Raw genomic sequence first — 23,170 nt, 5'->3', positions numbered from 1 at the left:
ATTTCAAGCGTGAGTCATTGGTGATTCAGCATCCAGCTTACGAATGCTGGTCGTCAACGCCGTCAGGCAGCGCTCAAGCGTTTCCACGTTAACCGCAATATAGGACGGGCAGTCGTAGCGCCCCGTCATCAAGCATACGGCAGCGGACGCTAAGGCCTCACCCGCCTGCCGCATCATTTCCAGTTCGTTCAACGAACTACACCGCTTAAGCGGCACAGCGTTACCCCGTAGTTCGCCACACAGTTCGAGCAGGTTAGTACGCAGATGATCGTTATCACCGACTGACATATACCCCTTTGCCTTTCGAAGCTGCAAATAGGCATCAAGGTCAATTCGCGCATTGATGAGTCGCCTCATCATCTGGCGTTTCAGTTTGCTATCCGTCATGCATTTACCTCCCTTGCCACCCATTGGCCCTTTCATTATGAGATTGCTTAACGAAAGGAATGCTGCGCGATATCAACAATTCATCATTCATAACACTTTTAACAAAATAGCAATCATTTTAAGGCGCACTGAGAGGGCAAACGAGCAGTAGAGCACTCACGTAACCGGACTACCTGTTACAGTAACCCGGTCATATTCTGAATGTCCCCCTTAGCCGCCTCCTCTTCTTGTATGAAAACACCGTAATCTTTACTATAGTAACAGTTACCAGGTTGAGGTGAATCATGGCTATCTATAAGGCAAAACGATTCAACCAAAACACCAAAAAGCTTGGCATCACGGACGACGTGCTATTGAAAGCTGCCGAAGATATCAAACAGGGTGTTTGGGAAGCGAATTTAGGCGGAGGGGTAATCAAAAAACGCCTGCCTCTGCAGCAAGGCAAAAGTGGTGGCGCAAGAACCGTCATCTTTTTCAAATACGATCGACATATTTTTTTCTACGATGGTTGGGCGAAAAATAGTGTCAGCAGTGGAAATGGTAAAGAAATAGAAGATGACGAACTTATTGCTTATCGAAAATTGGCTAGCGCGTTTTTAGCCTTCACTGATACGGATATCGCAAAACTCCTGGCCACCGGTTTTTTAGTTGAGGTAGATAAATGACTAACAAACTCAAAGCAATGCTTGATGACGCTAAAGAGCTTAACGCACTTGGCCTTATGCCAGAGGGCGACGTTGCTGAAATCAGTAAGCTTTTAAAAGCGCGCGAGCTTAAAACACGTATTGCCGCCGTTAAGATGATGTCTGGTGAAGAGATTAAGGCGGTTCGTGCCCGTTTCGGCATGTCTCAGTCTATATTGGCGCACACGCTGGGAATGTCTAAAGAGAGCGTGTCCAAATGGGAGCGCAACGAAATAAAACCCAGCGGCCCAGCGCTGCGCATTCTCAATACTCTGGCGGCTAAAGGCCCAGAAGTGTTCACCAAGTAAGCCAGCGCTAGCCCGGCCTGGTATTGCAAAGCCGGGCTCTCAGTTTGACTACCCTTTCAGCTTCGGATCCAGCGCGTCGCGCAGGCCGTCACCCAGCAGGTTAAATGCCAGCACCGTCAGGAAAATCGCCAGCGCCGGGAAGACTGCGACGTGTGGTGCAATCACCATATCCGCGCGCGCTTCGTTGAGCATCGCCCCCCATTCCGGCGTCGGCGGCTGTGCACCGAGGCCGAGGAACGACAGGCTGGCGGCGGAGATAATCGAGACCCCGATACGCATGGTGAAATAGACCACGATAGAAGAGACCGTGCCGGGCAGAATATGCTGGAACAGGATAACCCGGTCGCTGGCGCCGATGCTGCGAGCCGACTCGATAAAGGTTTGCTGCTTCAGCACCAGCGTATTGCCGCGCACCAGGCGAGCAAAGGCCGGAACCGAGAAAATCGCCACGGCGATAATCACGTTGGTCATGCCGCTGCCCATAATCGCGACCACGGCAATCGCCAGCAGGATGCCGGGGAAGGCAAACAGCACATCGCAGACGCGCATGATGATACGATCCCACCAGCCTTCGTAGTAGCCCGCCAACAGCCCGAGCACGGTGCCAATCAGCGAGCCAATCAATACCGCAAATACGCCCGCGGTAAGCGAGATTTGCGCGCCCACCAGCACTCGGCTGAAAATATCGCGCCCGAGCGAATCTACGCCGAACCAGTGGATCAGCGATGGGCCGTCGTTCAGGCGGTCGTAATCGAAGTAGTTTTCCGCATCAAACGGCGCAATCCACGGCGCCACCACCGCCACGATAATCAGCAGCAGTACGAAAATGCCGGAAGCCATCGCTACCGGTTGCTGGCGAAAGCGCCGCCAGAATTCTCGCCACGGCGTGCGCGGCGTCCCCGCTTGCATCACCGGCATGGCGTTAAGCGCCGCCTGCCGACGCCAATTGAATAATCGCACGTTATTTATACCTGATAGCCGGGTTAATGGCGGCGTAGAGCACATCCACCACTAAGTTGATAAGAATAAACTCCAGCGAAAACAGCAGCACCTCGGCCTGAATCACCGGGTAATCACGCATCTCCACCGAATCCACCAGCAGGCGTCCAAGCCCCGGCCAGTTAAAGACTTTCTCCACCACAATCGAGCCGCCGAGCAGGAAGCCAAACTGCAGCCCCATCATCGTCACCACCGGGATCATGGCGTTACGCAGCCCGTGTTTCAGCACCACCACTTTTTCGCTCACCCCTTTGGCGCGGGCGGTACGCATATAGTCTTCATTGAGCACGTCAACAAACGAGGCGCGGGTAAAGCGCGCCATCACCGAGGCCACGGCGGCACCAAGAGTGATGGACGGCAAAATGTAGTGCTGCCAGCTGTCGGCGCCCACGGTTGGCAGCCAGCCAAGCTCGACGGAGAAAATTTGCATCAGCAGCATCCCCAGCGCAAACGCCGGGAAGGAGATCCCGGTGATCGCCAGCGCCATGCCGAGACGATCCGGCCAGCGGTTGCGCCACACCGCGGCGGCAATCCCCGCAGCCATGCCAAAAATCACCGCCCAGACCATGCTGGCGAGGGTCAGTAACAGCGTTGGCAGAAAGCGGCTGGCAATCTCTTCGGATACCGGGCGGCGTGACACCATTGAGATACCAAAATCGCCCTGCACGGCGTGGGTGATGTAGTGCCAGAACTGAACGTACAGCGGCTGATCCAGCCCTAGCTGCTGGCGAACCATCGCGATAACCTGCGCGTCCGCTTCCGGCCCGGCAATCAGTCGCGCCGGGTCGCCGGGAAGCAGATGGACAAATAAAAACACCAGCACCGCCACGATAAACAGCGTCGGGATCAGGCCGAGCAGGCGTTTAAGAACATAGTTAAGCATGACTCTCCTTGCCGTAAGCTCCCTGCGCCATCATGACGCAGGGAGACGTCGCTTACTTCAAATCCGCATCGTCAAAGCTGAAGCCCGTGTCCGGCATAATGTAGAACCCGGTCAATGACTTGCTGTGCGCCGAAACCAGTTTCTCTACCACCAGCGGCACCCACGGCGACTCTTTCCAGATAATATCCTGGGCCTCTTGGTAGAGCCGTGCTTTTTCTTTCGCATCCGTCGTTTGCAGCGCCGCCGTCAGGTCTTTATCCACCTGCGGGTTGCTGTAGAACGCGGTATTAAACTGGGTTGGCGGCCAGTTAGACGAGGCAAACAGCGGCGACAGCGCCCAATCGGCTTCGCCCGTCGAGGCGGACCAGCCGGTGTAGAACATTCTCACACCGCTCTCTTTCTGCCCTTTCGCTTCCACTTCCGCCGCGCGCTGGCCGGCATCCATCGCCGTCACCTGTGCCTTAATACCAATTTGCGCCAGCTGCTGCTGGGTAAACTGCAGCACCTTCTGTGCGGTACTGTGGTTGTGCGACGACCAGAGCGTGGTGCTAAAGCCGTTCGGGTAGCCCGCCTCTTTCAGCAGCGCTTTAGCTTTTGCCGGGTCGTACGGCCACGGCTGATACTGCTGAGCGTAGGCGATAGACGGCGGCACCACGCCGGTAGCCGGAGTGGCGTAGCCCGCGAAGGCCACCTTCACCAGCGCCTGACGGTTGATGGCGTAGTTAATGGCCTCGCGCACCTTCGGATTATCAAACGGCTTTTGCGTCACGTTCATGCTGATATAGCGCTGCATGATGGATGGGCTCGCCACCAGTTCAAGCTGGCTGTTTTTGGCCAGCAGCGCCGCCTGCTCGTAAGGAATGGGGAAGGCAAACTGCGCCTCGCCGGTTTGCAGCATCGCGGCACGCGTGTTGTTATCAACCACCGGACGCCAGGTAATAGAGTCCAGCTTCGGTAGCCCTTGCTGCCAGTAGCCAGCAAACTTGCTGACCTTCACGAAGTCAGTCTGGTTCCAGGTATCGAGCTTATACGGCCCGGTACCCACCGGATGGAAGCCAATTTCATTGCCGTATTTCTTCAGCGCCGCCGGGGAGATCATCGCCGTTGCCGGGTGGGCCAGAATATTGATAAACGCCGAGAACGGCTGCTTCAAGGTGATCTTCACCGTCTGGTCGTCAACGACCTCGGTTTTATCGATATTTTTATACAGGTTATAGCGCTTGAGGTGGCTATCCGGGTTGCTGGCGCGATCGAGGTTAACCTTCACCGCCTCGGCGTTAAAATCGGTGCCGTCCTGGAATTTGACTCCCTGACGTAGCTTCAGAGTGTAGACCTTGCCATCGTCAGAAACGGTGTAGCTTTCCGCCAGTACGTTCTGCAGCTTCATCTCTTTATCAAGACCAAATAGCCCCTGATAGAAGGATTTCGCCACCGCCTGCGACAGCGTGTCGTTGGCATCATACGGGTCAAGCGTGGTGAAGTTGGAGCCTACCGCCACGACCACATCTTTTGCCGCGAACGCGGGAGAAGCCGCCAGCGCGGAAGCCACGCCCAGTGCGACCAGCCATTTACGTGAAACGCGTTGTGTCATGTTGTCCCCTGCCTATGGTTTTATTATCTATTGATCAGCGCACTGCTAGCCGGCTCCCTGGCGACATAGTGCCCCGGTGAAACCTGTTGCAAATTAATGGGTTCGACTTCTTCACCCCGTTTGTAGATATTGCCCGGCAGATCGTCCGACAGCAGCACGCGCTGCGGCCGCCGATGGGCCGGGTCCGCCACCGGTACGGCGGCGAGCAGCTTACGGGTATACGGATGCTGCGGGTTTTCAAACACCGCGCGGCGCGGGCCAATTTCCACGATGCGCCCACGGTACATCACCGCCACACGGTGGCTGATGCGCTCGACCACCGCCATATCATGCGAAATAAACAGAAATGCGATGCCCATCTCCCGCTGTAGCGACAGCAGCAGATTGATGATCTGCGCACGAATCGAGACGTCCAGCGCCGAGACCGATTCATCGGCAATCACCACCTTCGGGTTCAGCGCCAGCGCGCGGGCAATACAGATACGCTGTCGCTGACCGCCGGAAAACTCATGCGGATAGCGCCACGCGTGCTCCGGCTGTAGGCCCACGCGCTGCAATAGCCACTCCACCCGCTGCTGTAGGGCCTCACCCTGCAACGCGCCATGAATGCGCAGCGGCTCCATAATCGAGAAGCCGACGGTGTGGCGCGGGTCGAGCGAGGCGTACGGGTCCTGGAAGATAAACTGAATATCGCGGCGCAACGGCTGAAGCTGATGCGCCGAGAGCGTATCAATGCGCTCACCGTTAAAGGTAATGGTGCCGCTTTGCGACTCCACCAGCCGCAGCAGCGCTCGCCCGGTGGTGGATTTTCCGCAACCGGATTCGCCCACCAGCGCCAGCGTCTCGCCGGGCCATAAATCAAAACTGACGTTTTCTACCGCGTGCACTTCACGAGTGACGCGGTTCAGAATGCCACCGCGCAGCGGGAAACGCGCCACCAGATTGCGCACCTTGAGGATCGGCTTACCCTCGACAACGGTGTCTTGCTGCTGCGGTTCACTCTCCGGTGCATTGAAATCCGGGAAGCTTTTAGGATAGTCGCTGCCGCGCATTGCGCCCAGGCGCGGCACTGCCGCCAGCAAACGGCGCGTATACGGGTGCTGCGGCGCGGTAAAGATCTCGTCCACTAGCCCGCTTTCGACCACTTCACCCTGATGCATCACCAGCACCCGGTCGGCGATTTCAGCCACTACGCCCATATCGTGAGTGATAAAAATCACCCCCATCGACATCTCTTTTTGCAGCACGTCGATAAGCTGCAGGATCTGCGCCTGAATGGTAACGTCCAACGCGGTGGTGGGTTCGTCGGCAATCAGCACCGCCGGGCGGCACGACAGCGCCATCGCAATCATCACCCGCTGGCGCATGCCACCGGAAAGCTGATGCGGGTAGCGTGACAGCATGGCCTGCGCTTCCGGAATGCGCACCTTATCGAGCATTTTTTTCGCCTCGGCCAGCGCCTCTTCGCGCCCAAGCCCCTGATGCAGACGAATAGACTCGGCAATTTGCTCGCCGATGGTAAACACCGGGTTCAGCGAGGTCATCGGCTCCTGGAAGATCATGGCGATGTCGGCACCGCGCACGCTGCGCATTTGCGCAGGTGTCTGCTCCTGAAGATCAATCACCTCGCGATTGCGTCGGCGCAGCAGCAGGCTATCCATGTTCACCTGGCTGCCGGACTGCTCCAGCAGGCGCATTAATGCCAGCGCCGTGACCGATTTCCCCGAGCCGGACTCCCCCACAATCGCCAGCGTTTCACCGCGATTAAGATGAAAAGAGAGCTGATGTACGGCGCGCACGGGCTGCCCATCCTGACGAAACGTCACGTTCAGGTTCTCAACGCTCAGCACCTGCGCGCTATCAAGCTCAGCGGAATGCGGCACGGTAACTCCTTCTATTCCTTATAGATACCAATGGTCGGTGTGTCACCGGCGTAGGCCCAGGCGCGGTACATGCCTTCACTGTTAAACGGCAGCACCACGTTGCCTTCGCGGTCAATGGCGATGAGACCACCGCTGCCGCCAAGCGCGGGCAGCTTTTCCATCACCACACGCTCGCAGGCCTCGTAAAGGCTGAGGTTACCGTACTCCATCAACGCGGCGATGTCGTACGCTGCCAGCGTACGAATGAAGACTTCACCCGTGCCGGTGCAAGAGACCGCAACGCTGGCGTTATTGGCATAGCACCCCGCCCCCACCAGCGGGCTGTCACCCACCCGACCGGGCAGTTTGTTGGTCATCCCGCCGGTCGAGGTGGCCGCCGCCAGGTTGCCATTGAGATCCAGGGCCACGGCACCCACCGTGCCCATTTTTTGCTGTTCATCCAGCGGAGCCGCGTCATGGTCGAGACTAAAGTCGCCGTTGCTGCGGGCCACCAGCAGTTGCTGGAAGCGTTCGTCGGTGGAGAACAGCGAATTATTCACCAACTCCATTCCCTGCGACTGCGCAAAGGCTTCCGCCCCCTCGCCAATCAGCATCACGTGCGGGCTATTTTCCAGCACGCTTCTGGCCGCCAGCACCGGGTTGCGCAGATGTTTTACTCCGGCAACGGCCCCCGCCTGCAGCGAGTAGCCGTCCATCACACAGGCGTCCAGCTCATGCGTCTCTGCCGAGGTGAAGACCGCGCCAATCCCGGCGTTAAACAGCGGGCACTCTTCAAGCTGGCGTACCGCTTCGGTGACCGCATCCAGCGCGCTCGCGCCGGACTCCAGCATGCCCTGTACGCTTTCGACGATGTCGGAAAGCGCGGTGACGTATTGTTGTTCTTTTTCTGCCGACAGCTGGCTGCGGCTAATCGCGCCAGCCCCGCCGTGTATTGCAATGACTGCCTTGCCCATTAAGCGATCCCTTACCTCATTTTCTTTATAGATATCATTATAGTGCCTCTGTTCCTATATCAATTTTGAATATAGAAATAGCATCCCGCATAGTGAGGTACACCACAGGTGGCATACTGTCGGTAAGGCTTTTCTGCCATAATGTGCGCATTCGAACGTTTCCCGCAGGAGTTTACCCATGGATTTTACCGCCGGACTGATGTCGCTTGATACCGCGTTGAGCCAAATGCTTGATCAGATTACCCCGCTGCACGAGCGCGAGTCGGTACCGCTGCTGAAGGCTTTTGGTCGCATTACCGCGAGCGATATCGTCTCCCCGTTGGACGTACCGGGTTTTGATAACTCGGCGATGGATGGCTATGCGGTGCGTCTGGCCGACCTCACGGCGCAGACGCCGCTGACGGTGGCAGGTAAAGCTTTTGCCGGTCAGCCGTTCCACGGTGAATGGCCTGCCGGTACCTGTATTCGCATTATGACCGGCGCGCCGGTGCCTGCGGGCTGCGACGCGGTGGTGATGCAGGAAGAGACAGAGCAAACTGACGACGGCATTCGTTTTACCGCCCACGTTAAAGCCAACCAGAATATTCGCCGTCGCGGTGAAGACATCGCCAACGGCGCGGTAGTGTTCCCTGCCGGAACCCGTTTAACCGTCGCCGAACTGCCGGTGCTGGCATCGCTCGGCATCGCTGAGGTGGACGTGGTGCGTAAAATCCGCGTCGCGCTGTTCTCCACCGGCGATGAGCTGCAGCTGCCGGGCCAGCCGCTGGGCGATGGACAAATCTATGATACCAACCGTCTGGCGGTGCACCTGATGCTGGAACAGCTGGGCTGCGAGGTGATTAACCTCGGCATCATCCGTGATGATCCGGAGCAACTGCGCCAGACCTTTATCCAGGCTGACCAACAGGCCGACGTGGTAATTAGCTCCGGCGGCGTTTCCGTCGGTGAAGCCGACTACACCAAAACCATCCTCGATGAGCTCGGTGAAATCAGCTTCTGGAAGCTCGCCATCAAACCGGGCAAACCGTTCGCCTTTGGTAAGCTTAACCACAGCTGGTTCTGCGGCCTGCCGGGCAACCCGGTTTCTGCGGCGTTGACTTTCTACCAGTTGGTGCAGCCACTGCTGGCGAAGCTGAGCGCCGGTAGCGTAGCCACCCAGGCACCACGTCTGCGCGTACGCACCACCGACCGCCTGAAAAAATCACCGGGCCGCCTCGACTTCCAGCGCGGCCTGCTGATCCGCAATGAAAACGGCGAGCTGACCGTTTCCACCACCGGCCATCAGGGTTCCCACATCTTCAGTTCGTTCAGCCAGGGCAACTGCTTTATCGTGCTGGAGCGCGAACGCGGTCACGTTGAGCCGGGCGAATGGGTAGAGGTAGAGCCGTTTAACCATCTGCTGGGAGGCCTGTAATGGCGGCGGAGCTTAGCGATGCGGAGATGATGCGCTATAACCGGCAAATCATCCTGCGCGACTTCGATTTTGACGGTCAGGAGCGGCTGAAAGAGGCCCGCGTGCTGGTCGTCGGCCTCGGCGGGCTGGGCTGCGCGGCCACGCAGTATCTGGCGGCCGCAGGTGTCGGCGAGCTGACGCTGCTCGACTTCGATACCGTTTCGCTCTCCAACCTACAGCGCCAGACGCTGCACAGCGATGCCACCATCGGTCAGCCGAAGGTGGACTCTGCGCGCGAGGCGCTGGCGCGCATTAACCCGCACGTTAGGCTGAATACGCTAAATGCGATGCTGGAAGAAGCGGCGCTGTGGGCGCAGATTGCCGAACACGACCTGGTGCTCGACTGTACCGACAACGTGACCATTCGCAATCAGCTCAACGCGGGCTGTTTCCAGCACAAAATACCGCTGGTTTCCGGGGCGGCGATTCGTATGGAAGGTCAGATCAGCGTCTTTACGTACCAGGAGGACGAGCCGTGCTACCGCTGCCTGAGCCGCCTGTTCGGCGAGAACGCGTTAACCTGCGTGGAAGCCGGGGTGATGTCCCCGCTGGTTGGCGTGATTGGCGCAATGCAGGCGATGGAAGCGATTAAGGTGCTGACCCATTACGGGGTGCCCGCAGCGGGGAAAATCGTGATGTACGACGCGATGCGTTGTCAGTTCAGAGAGATGAAGCTGATGCGTAGCCCGACGTGTGAGGTGTGCGGGTAGGCTTCGGCGAATCCATCGTAGCCCGGCCGAGCGAATGCGACGCCGGGAATCAACTCCGAGCCGCCCCGGGGTCGGCATAAATGCCTCGCCCGGGCTTGTATGATTACCTCGTCAGAAAGAACCGGCCAGTTCTCTCTGATGGCGGTCCGGATGCCGTGCCCGGGCTTAGGCTTTCACGCCTGTACCGTAGATATTCTGCACCGGTCCGCCGTTCTTTCTCATGTGACAAACCGGACAGTATCATGGACCGGTTTTTACCGGTAATCCGCATTCGCAAGGTGGGTTTCACTATGGAATATGAACTGTACTTCATCGGCATTGATGTCGCTAAAACTAAACTTGATGTTGATATCCTTCGCCCTGATGGCCGCCATCTCTGTAAAAAGTTTGCCAATACTCCCCCGGGCTATGAGGACCTGGTCCGCTGGCTTCGTAGCCATGAGGTGAGCCATGCTCATGTCTGCATGGAGTCTACCAGCACCTACATGGAAGACGCTGCCGCCCATCTGAGCGATGCCGGGTATACCGTCTCCATCATCAACCCTTCCCTGAGCGCTGCCTTTGCCCGCAGTGAAGGGCTGCGCAACAAAACCGACAAAGTGGACGCTCGTATGCTGGCTCACTTCTGCCGGGAGAAAAAGCCGCCAGCATGGGAAGCGCCGCACCCGACAGAGCGGGCCCTGAAAGCGCTGGTGCTACGACATCAGTCGCTGACAGAGATGCAGACTCAGGAGAAAAACCGCCAGGAAACTGCACCGGAAGTACAGCTGGAGAGCATTGATGTTCTCCTGCAGTGTCTGGGAGCAGAGCTGAGGCGCATTGAAAAACAGATAAAAGACCTGACGGACAACGACCCGGATATGAAACAACGGCGGAAGCTGCTGAGCAGTATCCCGGGGATAGGAGAGAAAACCGCCGCGGTGCTGCTGGCGTACACGGGACTGAAGCTGAGGTTCGCCACTGCGCGGCAGTTCGCAGCGTATGCAGGACTGACGCCGAAGCAGCATGAGTCGGGGAGCAGCGTGATGCGAACAAGCAGGATGAGCAAAGCAGGACCGGTTCATCTGCGCGGAGCGTTATATATGCCGGCGATGTCAGCGTTGTATCACACGGCATGGGGAAAAGCGTTCAGGGAAAGGCTGGAAGGTAACGGGAAGCGACCGAAAGTGATAATAGGTGCAATGATGCGTAAGCTGGCGCAGGTGGCCTATGGGGTATTAAAGTCAGGAAAAACGTTCGATGCGTTGCAGCATGGGATGCCTGTAGTATAAAGGCGGACGGGGAAGTGATAACAGCGCCAGAAGGCGCTGTTAAAGTTATGCCTGCAATCCGGGAAGCAACGGTGAAAAGGAGTTGCTGCCGCTCACAGTATCTACGCGCTACAGCGACGTACGTCCGAACGCCGTCTGCCAGTCCTGTTCAAACTTCGCCACCGCCGCATCAACCGCCGGGTAGCTAATCAGCTGCTGCGCCACATCGAGCGGCAGCGTGATTGACTGGCAACCCGCCAGCAGGCAGTCCAGCGCCTGACGCGGTGTTTTAAAGCTTGCGGCCAGCACTTTTGCCTGCGGCGCATGCAGGGTCAGCAGATCCTGTAATTCACACACCGTCTGAATACCGTTGCCCCCCTGGGCATCTACGCGGTTGACGTAGGGCGCGACGTAATCGGCCCCCGCCAGCGCCGACAGCAACCCCTGCGCCGCGCCGTAAACCGCGGTACCGAGCGTTGGGATACCTTCCGCTTTCAGCAGCTTAATCGCCGCCAGACCTTCCGCCGTCACCGGCACTTTCACCACCAGATCGGGAATAATCGCCCGCAGCTTGCGCGCGTCCGCCACCATGCCATCCGCCGTGGTCGCCATCACCTGGGCAAACAGGCGGCCTTTACCGCCCATGGCATCCAGCAGTTCCGGCAGCAGTGCGTCCAGCGGCGTCTTACCTGCCGCCACGATACTTGGGTTAGTGGTCACGCCAGCCAGCGGGAAAATACGCGCCAGCTTCTTCACTGCTGCGACGTCGGAGGTGTCGAGATAGAGTTCCATGATGTGTCCTTAAACCGTGATATTTAGGGCCTATCCCAGTAGGCGTAATTGTTGAAGCCAGTTTGGCGTCGGACAGCGCGCAGAAACCGGAACGTACACGTAGTACGTGAGGATTTCGAGCACTGCCCGGCGCCAAAATGGCGAATAAAATAGCCTAATGGGATAGGCCCTGAGCATGGAATAACATTACCACAGCAAAACCTCTGCTTAAGTTGACTCACGTCAAGATAACTTTCATTCGAAAGTATTTTAATCTTTATACGAAAGAAGAGGGCAGCATATGATTTTCAACATTCAGCGCTATTCCACCCACGATGGCCCAGGCATTCGCACCGTCGTCTTCCTGAAAGGATGTTCGCTCGGTTGCCGTTGGTGCCAGAACCCCGAAAGCCGCTCCCGCGAGCAGGATTTGCTGTTCGACCCGCGCCTGTGCCTGGATGGCTGCGACCTGTGCCAGAAAGCCGCGCCGTCGGTAATTGAACGTGCGCTGAACGGGCTGGTTATCCATAGGGAAAAGCTGGATGACAGCCATCTTGCCACACTGACCACCTGCTGCCCGACGCAGGCGTTAACCGTCTGCGGGGAAGCAAAAAGCGCTGACGAAATCATGGCCACCGTGCTGCGCGACAAACCGTTTTATGACCGCAGCGGTGGCGGCATGACCCTCTCCGGTGGCGAGCCGTTTATGAACCCGGAACTGGCGCTTACGCTGTTAAAAAGCGCGCACGACCAGGGAATTCACACCGCCGTTGAGACCTGCCTGCACGTGCCGTGGCGCTACCTTGAACCCGCGCTGCCCTATATCGACCTGTTCCTGGCAGACCTTAAGCATGTCGATGAAGCACGCTTCAAGCAGTGGACCGACGGCTCGGCGAAGCGCGTGCTGGATAACCTGAAACGGCTGTCAGCCGCCGGTAAACAGGTCACGCTGCGCGTGCCACTGATTCAAGGCTTTAACGCCGACGAAATCTCGATTAAAGCGATTACCGATTTTGCCGCCGACGAAATGCCCGGCGTGCGCGAGATTCATTTTCTGCCTTACCACACGCTCGGCATCAATAAATATGCCCTGCTCGGCCTTCCCTACTTCGCACCCGATAAGCCGCTGAATGACCCTGAGCTGCTGGATTTTGCTCAACAGTATGCCGGTGAAAAAGGGTTAACAGCGACACTACGAGGATAAAACGATGACCATTCTGAAACTCGATAAACTGACCGACCGCATTCAGGCCCATAAAAACGCGCTGGTGCATATCGTGAAGCCGCCGGTGTGCACCGAACGTGCGCGGCACTATACCGAAGCCTATCAGCAGCATCTCGACAAACCGATTCCGGTACGCCGTGCGCTGGCGCTGGCCCATCACCTAGCAGAACGCACTATCTGGATCAAGCACGACGAGCTGATCATCGGCAACCAGGCAAGCGAAGTGCGCGCCGCGCCTATCTTCCCGGAATACACCGTCAGTTGGATTGAAAAAGAGATCGATGACCTGGCCGATCGTCCAGGCGCTGGCTTTGCGGTCAGCGAAGAGAACAAGCGCGTGCTGCACGAAGTGTGCCCATGGTGGCGCGGCCAGACCGTACAGGACCGCTGCTACGGCATGTTCACCGACGAGCAAAAAGCGCTGCTGGCGACCGGCATCATCAAAGCCGAAGGCAACATGACCTCCGGCGATGCCCACCTGGCGGTGAACTTCCCGCTGCTGCTGGAAAAAGGCCTCGACGGTATGCGCGCTAAGGTAGCCGAGCGCCGCACCCGCATTAACCTGACCGTGCTGGAAGACCTGCACGGCGAGCAGTTCCTGAAAGCGATTGATATCGTACTGGACGCGGTGAGCCTGCATATTGAACGTTTCGCCGAACTGGCGCGCAGGATGGCCGCCGAAGAGATTCGCGAAAGCCGCCGCGACGAACTGCTGGCGATGGCCGAAAACTGCGATGTGATTGCCCACGAGCCGCCAAAAACCTTCTGGCAGGCGCTGCAGCTGTGCTACTTCATCCAGCTGATTCTGCAAATTGAGTCCAACGGCCACTCGGTGTCGTTTGCCCGCATGGACCAGTATCTCTACCCGTACTACCGCCGCGACGTTGAGCTGGAACAGACGCTGGATCGCGAACACGCCATCGAGCTGTTGCACAGCTGTTGGCTGAAGCTGCTGGAAGTGAACAAGATTCGCTCCGGCTCGCACTCTAAAGCGTCCGCCGGTAGCCCGCTGTATCAGAACGTCACCATCGGCGGTCAGAAACTGGTGAACGGTGAAGCGCTGGACGCGGTGAACCCGCTCTCTTACGCGATTCTCGAATCCTGCGGCCGTTTGCGTTCCACTCAACCTAACCTGAGCGTGCGCTACCACGCGGGCATGAGCAACGACTTCCTCGACGCCTGCGTGCAGGTAATTCGCTGCGGCTTCGGCATGCCGGCGTTCAACAACGATGAAATCGTTATCCCGGAATTTATTAAGCTCGGCGTTGAGCCGGAAGATGCCTACGACTATGCGGCCATCGGCTGCATCGAAACCGCCGTCGGCGGCAAGTGGGGTTACCGCTGCACTGGCATGAGCTTTATCAACTTTGCCCGCGTAATGCTCGCGGCGATGGAAGGCGGCCGCGATGCCACCAGCGGCAAGGTATTCTTGCCGCAAGAGCACGCGCTGTCGCAGGGCAACTTCGCCAACTTCGATCAAATGCTGGCCGACTGGGATACCCAGATTCGCTACTACACCCGCAAATCGATTGAGATTGAGTACGTGGTCGACACCATGCTGGAAGAGAACGTGCATGATATTCTGTGCTCGGCGCTGGTTGACGACTGCATCGAGCGGGCGAAAAGTATCAAACAGGGTGGCGCGAAGTATGACTGGGTTTCCGGCCTGCAGGTCGGTATCGCCAACCTCGGCAACAGCCTGGCGGCAGTGAAAAAGCTGGTCTTCGATCAGGGGCTGATTGGTCAGCAGGAGCTGGCAAAAGCGCTGGCGGAAGACTACGACGGCCTGACTCACGAGCAACTGCGCCAGCGGTTGATCAACGGCGCGCCGAAGTACGGCAACGATGATGATAGCGTCGACACCCTGCTGGCTCGCGCCTACCAGACCTATATCGACGAGCTGAAGCAGTATCACAACCCGCGCTACGGTCGTGGCCCGATTGGCGGCAACTACTATGCTGGCACGTCCTCTATCTCTGCGAACGTACCGTTTGGCGCGCAGACCATGGCAACGCCGGACGGCCGTAAGGCCAAAACCCCGCTTGCCGAAGGTGCCAGCCCGGCTTCCGGCACCGACCATCTTGGGCCAACGGCGGTGATTAGCTCGGTTGGGAAGTTGCCAACCTCGGCGATTCTTGGCGGTGTGCTGTTGAACCAGAAGCTGAACCCAGCAACCCTTGAGAACGAGAGTGATAAGCAGAAGCTGATGGCGCTGCTGCGCACCTTCTTCGAAGTGCATAAAGGTTGGCATATCCAGTACAACATCGTGTCGCGCGAAACGCTGCTGGAAGCGAAGAAACATCCGGATCAGTATCGTGACCTGGTGGTGCGCGTGGCAGGGTATTCGGCGTTCTTTACCGCGCTATCGCCGGATGCGCAGGACGATATTATTGCGCGTACGGAACATACGCTGTAGGTCGGTGCATTTCCCCCTCACCCTAACCCTCTCCCCCTAGGGGAGAGGGAACCGATCGGTGCCGTTGGTGAATTCCCCCTCTCCCTTCCAGGGAGAGGGCCGGGGTGAGGGTCCAGCACGCACAACCCCCCGTCACTTCTCTTTCGAATGAAATAAATTTGTGCTTTAGCTCACATTGTAATTAAATTGTTTCTGGCCGAAGTTACTCCAGGAGCATCCCGCATGACCGTTAAAGTTATCGTCACTGATATGGACGGAACTTTTCTTAATGACGCCAAGACCTACGACCGTTCGCGGTTTCTGGCGCAGTTTGAACAGCTTCAACAGCGTGGCATTGAATTCGTCGTTGCCAGCGGCAACCAGTACTACCAACTGATTACCTTCTTCCCTGAAATTCGCGATCGCCTCTCTTTTGTCGCTGAAAATGGCGCGCTGGTTTACGAACACGGGCAGCACCTTTTCCACGGTGAGCTGACGAAGCATGAGTACCAGGTGGTGATTGGTGAGCTGCTGAAAGACCCGCAGATGTACTTCGTCGCCTGTGGTCTGGAAAGCGCTTATATCAGCGAGAGCGCGCCAGATGCGCTGGTCGAGCTGATGTCCAAACACTACTACCGCTTAAAGCGCGTGGCGAACTTCCACGACGTCGATGACAAGATGTTCAAATTCTCGCTGAACCTGCCGGATAGCGACATTCCCGATCTAATTGATAAGCTGCACGTCTCCCTTGACGGCATTATGAAGCCCGTTACCAGCGGTTTCGGCTTTGTCGATCTCATCATCCCTGGTCTGCACAAAGCCAACGGTATCAGTCGATTGCTGAAACGCTGGCAGCTTTCGCCGCAGCAGTGCGTGGCGATTGGCGACAGCGGCAACGATGCCGAAATGCTTAAGCTTGTGAAGTACGCCTTCGCAATGGGCAACGCGGGCGAGAGCATTAAAGCCATCGCCGACTATCAGACCGACGATAACAACCACGACGGCGCGCTGAATGTGATTCAGGCCGTGCTCGACGGCACCGCACCTTTCTCTTCCTGAAGGTAGCCCGGACGAGGCGCAGAGCGCCGACTCCGGGAATTCTCCCGACATCTAAGTCTTGCGCCTTCCCGGCGTCGCTGCGCTCGGCCGGGCTACTTATCGCTACTTTTCCCCTTCGTGATCGAACGCAAAAATTTAAACTTGCATTAACTTTATTTTAACTTAAAGTGTCACTTGTAATGCATTTTACTTTCGAACGAAAGATTGCGAGGTTGATATGACGATGTCCTTTACCCACGAAACGCTGCCCGCCGACCCGAAAGCGGCGATTCGCCAGATGAAGCAGGCGCTGCGCGCCCAGATTGGCGATGTGCAGGCGGTGTTCGACCGCCTGAGCGCCACCATTGAAGCCCGCGTGGCGGAAATTAACGCGCTGAAGGCTGAGGGTCAACCGGTATGGCCGGAGATCCCGTATGCCGAACTCGCGGCCGGAAAGATAACGGAAGCCACCCGCGCTGAGGTGAAGCGTCGCGGCTGTGCGGTGATCAAAGGTCATTTCCCTCGCGAACAGGCGCTGGCCTGGGATCGTTCGATGCTCGACTACCTCGACTTCAACCGCTTTGACGATGTCTACAAAGGTCCCGGAGACACCTTCTTCGGTTCGCTTGATGCCTCACGCCCGGAGATTTACCCCATCTACTGGTCACAGGCGCAGATGCAGGCCCGCCAGAGCCCGGAAATGGCGCAAGCGCAGTCATTCCTGAACCGTTTGTGGCAGGTGGAAAGCGACGGTAAGCAGTGGTTTAACCCGGATATCAGCGTTATCTACCCGGATCGTATTCGCCGCCGCCCGCCGGGCACCACCTCCAAAGGTCTGGGGGCGCATACCGACTCCGGCGCGCTGGAGCGCTGGCTGCTACCGGCCTACCAGCAGGTGTTTGCCAACGTGTTTAACGGCAATATTGAACAGTACGATCCGTGGAACGCCGCGCACCGCACTGATGTGGAAGAGTACACCGTCGATAACACCACCAAATGCTCGGTATTCCGCACCTTCCAGGGCTGGACGGCGCTCTCCGATATGATTCCCGATCAGGGATTATTGCACGTCGTGCCGATTCCAGAAGCGATGGCCTACGTGCTGCTGCGTCCACTGCTGGATGATGTGCCGGACGATGAACTCTGCGGCGTCGCGCCGGGGAAAGTGCTGCCGATTTCCGAGAAATGGCACCCGTTGTTAATCAGCGCGCTGACCGCCATTCCCGCCATTGAGGCCGGGGATTCAGTATGGTGGCACTGCGACGTGATTCACTCGGTAGCACCGGTCGAGAATCAGCAAGGCTGGGGCAACGTGATGTATATTCCGGCGGCACCGATGTGTGCGAAAAACCTCGCCTACGCCCATAAGGTGAAGGCTGCGCTGGAGCGCGGTGCCTCGCCTGGCGACTTCCCGCGCGAAGATTACGAAGCCGACTGGCAAGGGCGCTTCACCCTTGCCGACCTTAACATTCACGGCAAGCGAGCGCTCGGTATCGACGGCTGATTGTCGTACAGCCCTTCCCGCTCTACGGCGGTGTGCCCTTTTCCGGGGCGCACCCGCCTGACCGACTCCCGCACCGCCAGCCGCCCGTGCAACAGCAGTGAACCCACCGGTGCATCCGGGCGAATTAAGCGCTGTTGCAGCATCTGCACCGCCTCAACGCCCAGCTCATCACGCGGAACGTGGACCGCGGTTAACGGCACATCTTCAATTGCCGCCAGGTTAAAGCCGTCGATACTCATCACCGAAACATCCTGCGGCACGCGCAGCCCGCGCTGACGCAGTGCGTTGATGGTACCCGCCGCCATAAAATCACCGCCGACCAGGAACGCCGTTGGCATCGGGCGGCTGCCCAGCGCGTCGAGCCACGCCCCCACCTTCTCTTCCGCCCCTTTGGCGCTAAAGCTGCCGATATTGAGTAAGTCACGCTCATGCTGAAAAACGAGGTTGTGCTGCCGCCACGACTCTTTAATGCCCGCCAGCCGCTGTTCCATGGTGTAGCGGCGCAGGCACATCACGTTCATCACCTCGCGGTGGCCCATTTCAAACAGATAACGGGCGGCAAACGCGCCGATCGTGCGGTGATCGGGTGCAATAGCGGGTAATCGCATACGATCGTCACGGCAGTTGATCAGCACGCAGGGCTTGCCGAGATCGGCTGCCAGATCGTGAATATGCGGATCGTCGATACCCAACAGAATGGCCGCCTGCGTCTCCGGTTCATTCATACGTGACAAAAATAGCGTCGGGTCACCGTCGTTCTCTTCCAGCGGGCAATAGCGCAGGCGCACCTCGTGCGGAGCCAGCGCCTTGCTGATGCTCTGAATCACACGGTAGTAGAAGATGTCCGAACGCTCGTCAAACGCCCTTGGCGGCGCAAATATTATCAGGTTGTTCAGCAACATACGGCCTGCTGCCATGCCGTCCATCACCCCCAATTCACGCGCACAGGCCAGCACCTTTTCCCGGGCGCGGTCGCTGGTGTTGGCTTTCCCTGCTAATACCCGCGAAACGGTGCTGGCGGAGAGCCCCGTTCGCGCGGCAATTTCCGCGATTCTTAGCTTCTTTTCCATTATGTGATCCGCCTCTAATTCAGAAATGAAAGAATTTTCATGACATAAAAACCGCACGCTGACGGGATTTGAATGCTTGTACGTAATCTATATCAGCCAGTTATGAAAAAACGTGCACAAAACGCGCTTTCCCCCGCTTTTATTGTCTCCTACTGTGAATTGGTAGAACAACTTCCATACAAGAACGGTAGAAGTGAACAAAAACAAAAACGATAACAATCAAAATCTTAATAAAAGTGGTGTGACAACTCCCCCCACGCAGTTGGCGCATCGTCCCCTACATCATCCTGTGGAGAACCCTATGAGCCAGGGTATCAATAATGATATGGCCGTCAGCAAAACGCGCCGCGTAGTGAAAAATCTGCGCTGGTGGATGCTGGTCCTCTTTTTGCTCGGCGTGACCGTCAACTACATCACCCGCAACTCGCTGGGTATTCTGGCCCCGGAGCTGAAAACCAGCCTTGGAATCACCACTGAACAGTACTCGTGGATTGTCGGGGCGTTCCAGATTGCCTACACCCTGTTCCAGCCGCTGTGCGGCTGGTTGATTGATGTGATTGGCCTCAAGCTGGGCTTTATGATTTGTGCCAGCCTGTGGGCGCTGGCCTGCCTGCTGCATGCGGGGGCGGGTAACTGGATCCATCTGGCGCTGCTGCGCTTCTTTATGGGCGGCGCGGAAGCGGCGGCAACCCCGGCAAACGCTAAGACGATTGGCGAGTGGTTCCCGAAATCCGAACGCCCGGTAGCAGCAGGATGGGCGGGCGTTGGCTTTTCTATCGGCGCGATGCTGGCACCGCCGATTATCTATTTTGCCCATGCCTCCTTTGGCTGGCAGGGTGCATTTATGTTTACCGGCGTGCTGGCGGCGGCATGGGTGGTGCTGTGGTGGGTGTTCTACCATAACCCGGACAAGCACCCGAACCTGGGCAAGGCCGAGCTGGACTATATCCGCCAGGATAACGAAGCGCCGCCGGTCAAACTGCCGTTCCTCACCGCACTGAAAACCGTCGGCAAAAACAAACGCTTCTACGGTATTGCCATTCCGGCGTTTATGGCGGAACCAGCCTGGGCCGTATTCAGCTTCTGGATGCCGCTCTACTTCGCCAAACAGTACAACATGGATCTCAAGCAGATCGCCCTGTTCGCCTGGCTGCCGTTCCTCGCCGCCGACCTCGGCAGCGTCGCCAGCGGTTACTTAACCCGCCTGTATGTCCGTCTGTTTGGCTGCTCACGCGTCAACTCCACCGTGGCAAGCTCCGTGACCGGCGCGTTCCTGATGGTGTCACTCGCCGTGGTCGCGCTCACTAAAGATCCTATCGTCGCCGTGGTGCTGATGTCGATTGGCGGCTTCGGCCACCAGATCATCTCCTGCATGCTGAGCGCGCTGGTGGTGGAGTCGTTCGATAAAGGCCAGATGGCAACCGTGAACGGCATGCGTGGATCCGCCGCGTGGATCGCGAGCTTTATCTTTTCCCTGATTATCGGGGTGACCGCCGACAAAATCGGCTTCAACCCGCTGTTTATCGCCATGGGTTTCTTCGACCTGATTGGCGCCATCTTCCTGGTTTCCTTTATTGCTGAACGCCGCGCAAAACGCGCCTGAGAGTGGATGTAGATATGAAAACGCTGAAAAACTGGACCCTGCAAAAACAGTCAACCCATCACGTCGAGCTGCTGGTCGACGGCCAGCACACGCTGTGCCTGTACGTGCTGGAGGAGAATCTGTTCCGCGTGCTGTTAAAACGCAAAGGCGAGCTGGCGCTGGACCGCACCTGGAGTATCGCGCCATCGCAGGATGTGCCGTGGGAAGGGCGTGACCGTGAGGATCTCAGCGGTTTTACCCTGCCGGCCTGGACGCTGAGCCAGCAGGACGACACCGTGACGGTGGCGACCGAATCCTTGCGTGCTACCGTCCACCAGCCGCTGTGGATCGAATGGCATTACCGTAACGCCGAGGGCGAGTGGCAGCCGTTGGTGAACGACCGTCCGACCAGCGCCTACCTGGTCAACGCCCACGGCGACGGCGTGGCGCACTACCAGAGCCGCCGCAAGGACGAACGATTTTATGGCCTCGGCGATAAAGCGGGCGACCAGCAGCGCACCGGCAAACGCTATGAGATGCGCAACCTCGATGCGATGGGCTATAACGCGGTCAGCACTGACCCGCTGTACAAACACATTCCGTTTACCATCACCCGTCGCGATGACGTGAGCTTCGGGCTGTTTTACGACAACCTCAGCAGCTGCTGGCTGGATCTCGGCAACGAGATCGACAACTACCACACCGCCTACCGCCGTTGGCAGGCCGAGGCCGGGGATATCGACTACTACCTGTTCACCGGTGAACGCGTGCTCGACGTGACCAAAGCCTTCGTCCGCTTAACCGGTAAAACGCTGTTCGGGCCAAAATGGAGCCTCGGCTACAGCGGTTCCACTATGCACTACACCGATGCGCCGGACGCGCAGAATCAGCTGATGAACTTTATTCGTCTGTGCGACGAACATGCGATCCCGTGCGACTCGTTCCAGCTCTCTTCCGGCTACACCTCGATTAACGGCAAGCGCTACGTGTTCAACTGGAACTACGATAAGGTGCCGCAGCCGAAGGTGATGAGCCAGGCGTTCCACGACGCCGGGCTGCACTTGGCAGCGAACATTAAGCCGTGTCTGCTGCAGGATCACCCGCGCTACGGCGAGGTAGCGGAGCAGTCGCTGTTTATTCGCGACTCCGAAAGCGATGGCCCTGAACGTTCCAGCTTCTGGGATGACGAAGGCTCACACCTCGACTTCACCAACCCGCAGACCGTGGCCTGGTGGCAGAACGGCGTCACCAACCAGCTGCTGGAAATGGGTATCGACTCCACCTGGAACGATAACAACGAGTTTGAAGTCTGGGACGGCGAAGCGCGCTGCCACGGATTTGGCAAAGAGATTGCCATCAAGCATATTCGCCCGGTAATGCCGCTACTGATGATTCGAGCCTCAATGGAAGCCCAGCAGCGCTTTGCACCGAACAAGCGACCGTACCTGATTTCCCGCTCCGGCTGCGCCGGGATGCAGCGCTACGTGCAGACCTGGAGCGGCGATAACCGCACCAACTGGGATACCCTGCGCTACAACACCCGCATGGGGCTGGGCATGAGCCTATCTGGCCTCTACAACCTCGGTCATGACGTCGGCGGCTTCTCCGGCGATAAACCAGACCCGGAACTGTTTGTACGCTGGGTACAAAACGGCGTGATGCACCCACGCTTTACCATCCACTCCTGGAACGATGACCATACCGTCAACGAACCGTGGATGTACCCCGCCATCACGCCAGCCATCCGCAGTGCCATTGAACTGCGCTACCGTCTGCTGCCCTACTTCTACACCCTGCTGTGGCAGGCGCACGCCGACGACGAGCCAATGCTGCGCCCTACGTTCCTCGATCACGAGCACGATGAACAGACGTTTGCGGAGTGCGACGATTTCCTGCTCGGCCGCGATATTCTGGTCGCCAGCGTCGTCGAAGCAGGCGAGCGCGAGCGCCGCGTCTGGCTGCCGGATAACGAGACCGGTTGGTACGATTTTTACACCAGCGAGTGGTTCAGCGGCGGCCAGTGGATAACGGTTGATGCACCGCTGGAGAAACTGCCGCTGCTGGTTCGTGCCGGGGCCGGTATTCCCATGAGCGCACGCATTACCTTTGTTAACGCCGCCGAGGATACCCAGCGCGAGCTGAAGCTGTACCCGCTGAAAGGCGTGGGCAGTTCGTCCGGTCTGCTGTTTGAGGATGACGGCGAGTCGTGGGGATACCAGCAGGGCAACGCGCTGTGGCTGGAGTGGGAGATGGTCTGCACCGGCAGTACCATTGATCTGAAGGTCAATGCGCGCGGTGATTATCGTCCGGCGTGGAAGGCGTTGAAGGTAACGCTGCCGGAAGGGGAAAAACGTCGGCTACTGATTAACGGCGAAGAAACCGGTGAATGGGTGCGAGGATAACCCCTCACCCCGGCCCTCTCCCCACAAGGGAGAGGGGGAAAACCTAGCCCTGCACCGAACGGTCCCCTCTCCCTTTGGGAGAG

The 23,170-nt window shown here is 57.9% G+C and carries 19 protein-coding genes; 11 read left to right on the top strand and 8 right to left on the bottom strand.

The genetic code is table 11. The features are described from left to right. Positions 1-3: 3 nt before the first annotated feature. Complete coding sequence (locus AB2B48_RS01190) at positions 4-387, bottom strand: biofilm formation regulator BssR (protein WP_185666660.1); 384 nt, start codon at positions 385-387, stop codon at positions 4-6. Between the two features lie 284 nt (positions 388-671). Between AB2B48_RS01190 and AB2B48_RS01185 the strand changes: the two genes are divergently transcribed. Together AB2B48_RS01185 and AB2B48_RS01180 are read left to right on the top strand one after the other, a co-directional pair. After that, positions 672-1,052, top strand: a complete 381-nt coding sequence (locus AB2B48_RS01185) for a type II toxin-antitoxin system RelE/ParE family toxin (RefSeq protein WP_368300580.1) — start codon at positions 672-674, stop codon at positions 1,050-1,052. Beyond that, positions 1,049-1,378: a helix-turn-helix domain-containing protein gene (locus tag AB2B48_RS01180; RefSeq protein WP_185666662.1), complete on the top strand. Its 330-nt coding sequence runs from the start codon at positions 1,049-1,051 to the stop codon at positions 1,376-1,378. The genes AB2B48_RS01185 and AB2B48_RS01180 overlap by 4 nt, the downstream gene beginning before the upstream one ends. A 48-nt stretch (positions 1,379-1,426) precedes the next feature. Here the strand turns inward: AB2B48_RS01180 and gsiD are convergent, their stop codons facing one another. From gsiD to iaaA, 5 genes are read right to left on the bottom strand one after another with little or no spacing between them, the layout of a single operon-like run. After that, on the bottom strand, positions 1,427-2,338 hold the full coding sequence (gsiD, locus tag AB2B48_RS01175) for a glutathione ABC transporter permease GsiD (RefSeq protein WP_185666663.1): 912 nt from the start codon (positions 2,336-2,338) through the stop codon (positions 1,427-1,429). A 1-nt stretch (position 2,339) separates the two neighbouring features. Continuing rightward, a complete protein-coding gene (gene gsiC, locus AB2B48_RS01170; RefSeq protein ID WP_368300579.1) occupies positions 2,340-3,260 on the bottom strand; it encodes a glutathione ABC transporter permease GsiC in 921 nt (306 codons plus the stop codon). Positions 3,261-3,312: 52 nt separating this feature from the next. Continuing rightward, complete coding sequence (gene gsiB, locus AB2B48_RS01165) at positions 3,313-4,851, bottom strand: glutathione ABC transporter substrate-binding protein GsiB (RefSeq protein WP_333012060.1); 1,539 nt, start codon at positions 4,849-4,851, stop codon at positions 3,313-3,315. A 23-nt stretch (positions 4,852-4,874) separates the two neighbouring features. Further along, complete coding sequence (gene gsiA / locus AB2B48_RS01160; protein ID WP_368300578.1) at positions 4,875-6,734, bottom strand: glutathione ABC transporter ATP-binding protein GsiA; 1,860 nt, start codon at positions 6,732-6,734, stop codon at positions 4,875-4,877. 11 nt (positions 6,735-6,745) lie between these two features. Then, a complete protein-coding gene (gene iaaA / locus AB2B48_RS01155) occupies positions 6,746-7,687 on the bottom strand; it encodes a beta-aspartyl-peptidase (RefSeq protein WP_368300577.1) in 942 nt (313 codons plus the stop codon). A gap of 178 nt (positions 7,688-7,865) precedes the next feature. On the opposite strand from iaaA, the gene moeA reads away from it, so the two are divergent. The 3 genes from moeA (at position 7,866) to AB2B48_RS01140 (ending at position 11,121) form a co-directional block, all read left to right on the top strand. Continuing rightward, the gene (moeA, locus tag AB2B48_RS01150) at positions 7,866-9,101 is read left to right on the top strand and encodes a molybdopterin molybdotransferase MoeA (protein WP_368300576.1); all 1,236 of its coding nucleotides are present in this window, start codon (positions 7,866-7,868) and stop codon (positions 9,099-9,101) included. Beyond that, entirely contained in the window at positions 9,101-9,850 is a 750-nt protein-coding gene (gene moeB / locus AB2B48_RS01145; protein ID WP_185666669.1) for a molybdopterin-synthase adenylyltransferase MoeB, read from the top strand. The genes moeA and moeB overlap by 1 nt, the downstream gene beginning before the upstream one ends. Positions 9,851-10,140: 290 nt before the next feature. Continuing rightward, entirely contained in the window at positions 10,141-11,121 is a 981-nt protein-coding gene (locus AB2B48_RS01140) for an IS110 family transposase (RefSeq protein WP_368301891.1), read from the top strand. Positions 11,122-11,229: 108 nt separating this feature from the next. Here AB2B48_RS01140 and fsa read toward each other — a convergent pair whose 3' ends face one another. After that, complete coding sequence (gene fsa / locus AB2B48_RS01135) at positions 11,230-11,892, bottom strand: fructose-6-phosphate aldolase (RefSeq protein ID WP_368300575.1); 663 nt, start codon at positions 11,890-11,892, stop codon at positions 11,230-11,232. Positions 11,893-12,172: 280 nt separating this feature from the next. Here fsa and AB2B48_RS01130 point away from each other — a divergent pair, with 280 nt between their 5' ends. The 4 genes from AB2B48_RS01130 (at position 12,173) to AB2B48_RS01115 (ending at position 18,033) form a co-directional block, all read left to right on the top strand. Beyond that, positions 12,173-13,075 (top strand): glycyl-radical enzyme activating protein, encoded by a 903-nt coding sequence (locus tag AB2B48_RS01130; RefSeq protein ID WP_368300574.1) that lies wholly within the window; start codon positions 12,173-12,175, stop codon positions 13,073-13,075. A gap of 4 nt (positions 13,076-13,079) precedes the next feature. Next, complete coding sequence (locus AB2B48_RS01125) at positions 13,080-15,512, top strand: formate C-acetyltransferase/glycerol dehydratase family glycyl radical enzyme (protein ID WP_368300573.1); 2,433 nt, start codon at positions 13,080-13,082, stop codon at positions 15,510-15,512. Between the two features lie 222 nt (positions 15,513-15,734). After that, entirely contained in the window at positions 15,735-16,550 is an 816-nt protein-coding gene (locus AB2B48_RS01120; RefSeq protein ID WP_368300572.1) for a Cof-type HAD-IIB family hydrolase, read from the top strand. 217 nt (positions 16,551-16,767) lie between these two features. Continuing rightward, positions 16,768-18,033 carry a DUF1479 domain-containing protein gene (locus AB2B48_RS01115; RefSeq protein ID WP_368300571.1) on the top strand — a complete coding sequence of 422 codons (1,266 nt, stop codon included), beginning with the start codon at positions 16,768-16,770 and terminating at the stop codon, positions 18,031-18,033. Here the strand turns inward: AB2B48_RS01115 and AB2B48_RS01110 are convergent. Next, positions 18,000-19,103, bottom strand: a complete 1,104-nt coding sequence (locus AB2B48_RS01110; RefSeq protein WP_333012076.1) for a LacI family DNA-binding transcriptional regulator — start codon at positions 19,101-19,103, stop codon at positions 18,000-18,002. The genes AB2B48_RS01115 and AB2B48_RS01110 overlap by 34 nt on opposite strands. Positions 19,104-19,404: 301 nt before the next feature. Here AB2B48_RS01110 and AB2B48_RS01105 point away from each other — a divergent pair, with 301 nt between their 5' ends. Together AB2B48_RS01105 and AB2B48_RS01100 are read left to right on the top strand one after the other, a co-directional pair. Further along, positions 19,405-20,706, top strand: coding sequence for an MFS transporter (locus AB2B48_RS01105; protein ID WP_368300569.1), 1,302 nt, complete (start codon positions 19,405-19,407; stop codon positions 20,704-20,706). 14 nt (positions 20,707-20,720) lie between these two features. Next, positions 20,721-23,087, top strand: a complete 2,367-nt coding sequence (locus tag AB2B48_RS01100) for a TIM-barrel domain-containing protein (protein WP_368300568.1) — start codon at positions 20,721-20,723, stop codon at positions 23,085-23,087. The last annotated feature ends 83 nt before the right edge of the window (positions 23,088-23,170 follow it).

The organism is Kluyvera sichuanensis (genome assembly GCF_040930405.1).
In the GTDB taxonomy this organism is placed as follows: Bacteria; Pseudomonadota; Gammaproteobacteria; order Enterobacterales; family Enterobacteriaceae; genus Kluyvera; species Kluyvera sichuanensis.
This window is presented reverse-complemented; position numbering and strand designations above follow the sequence as displayed.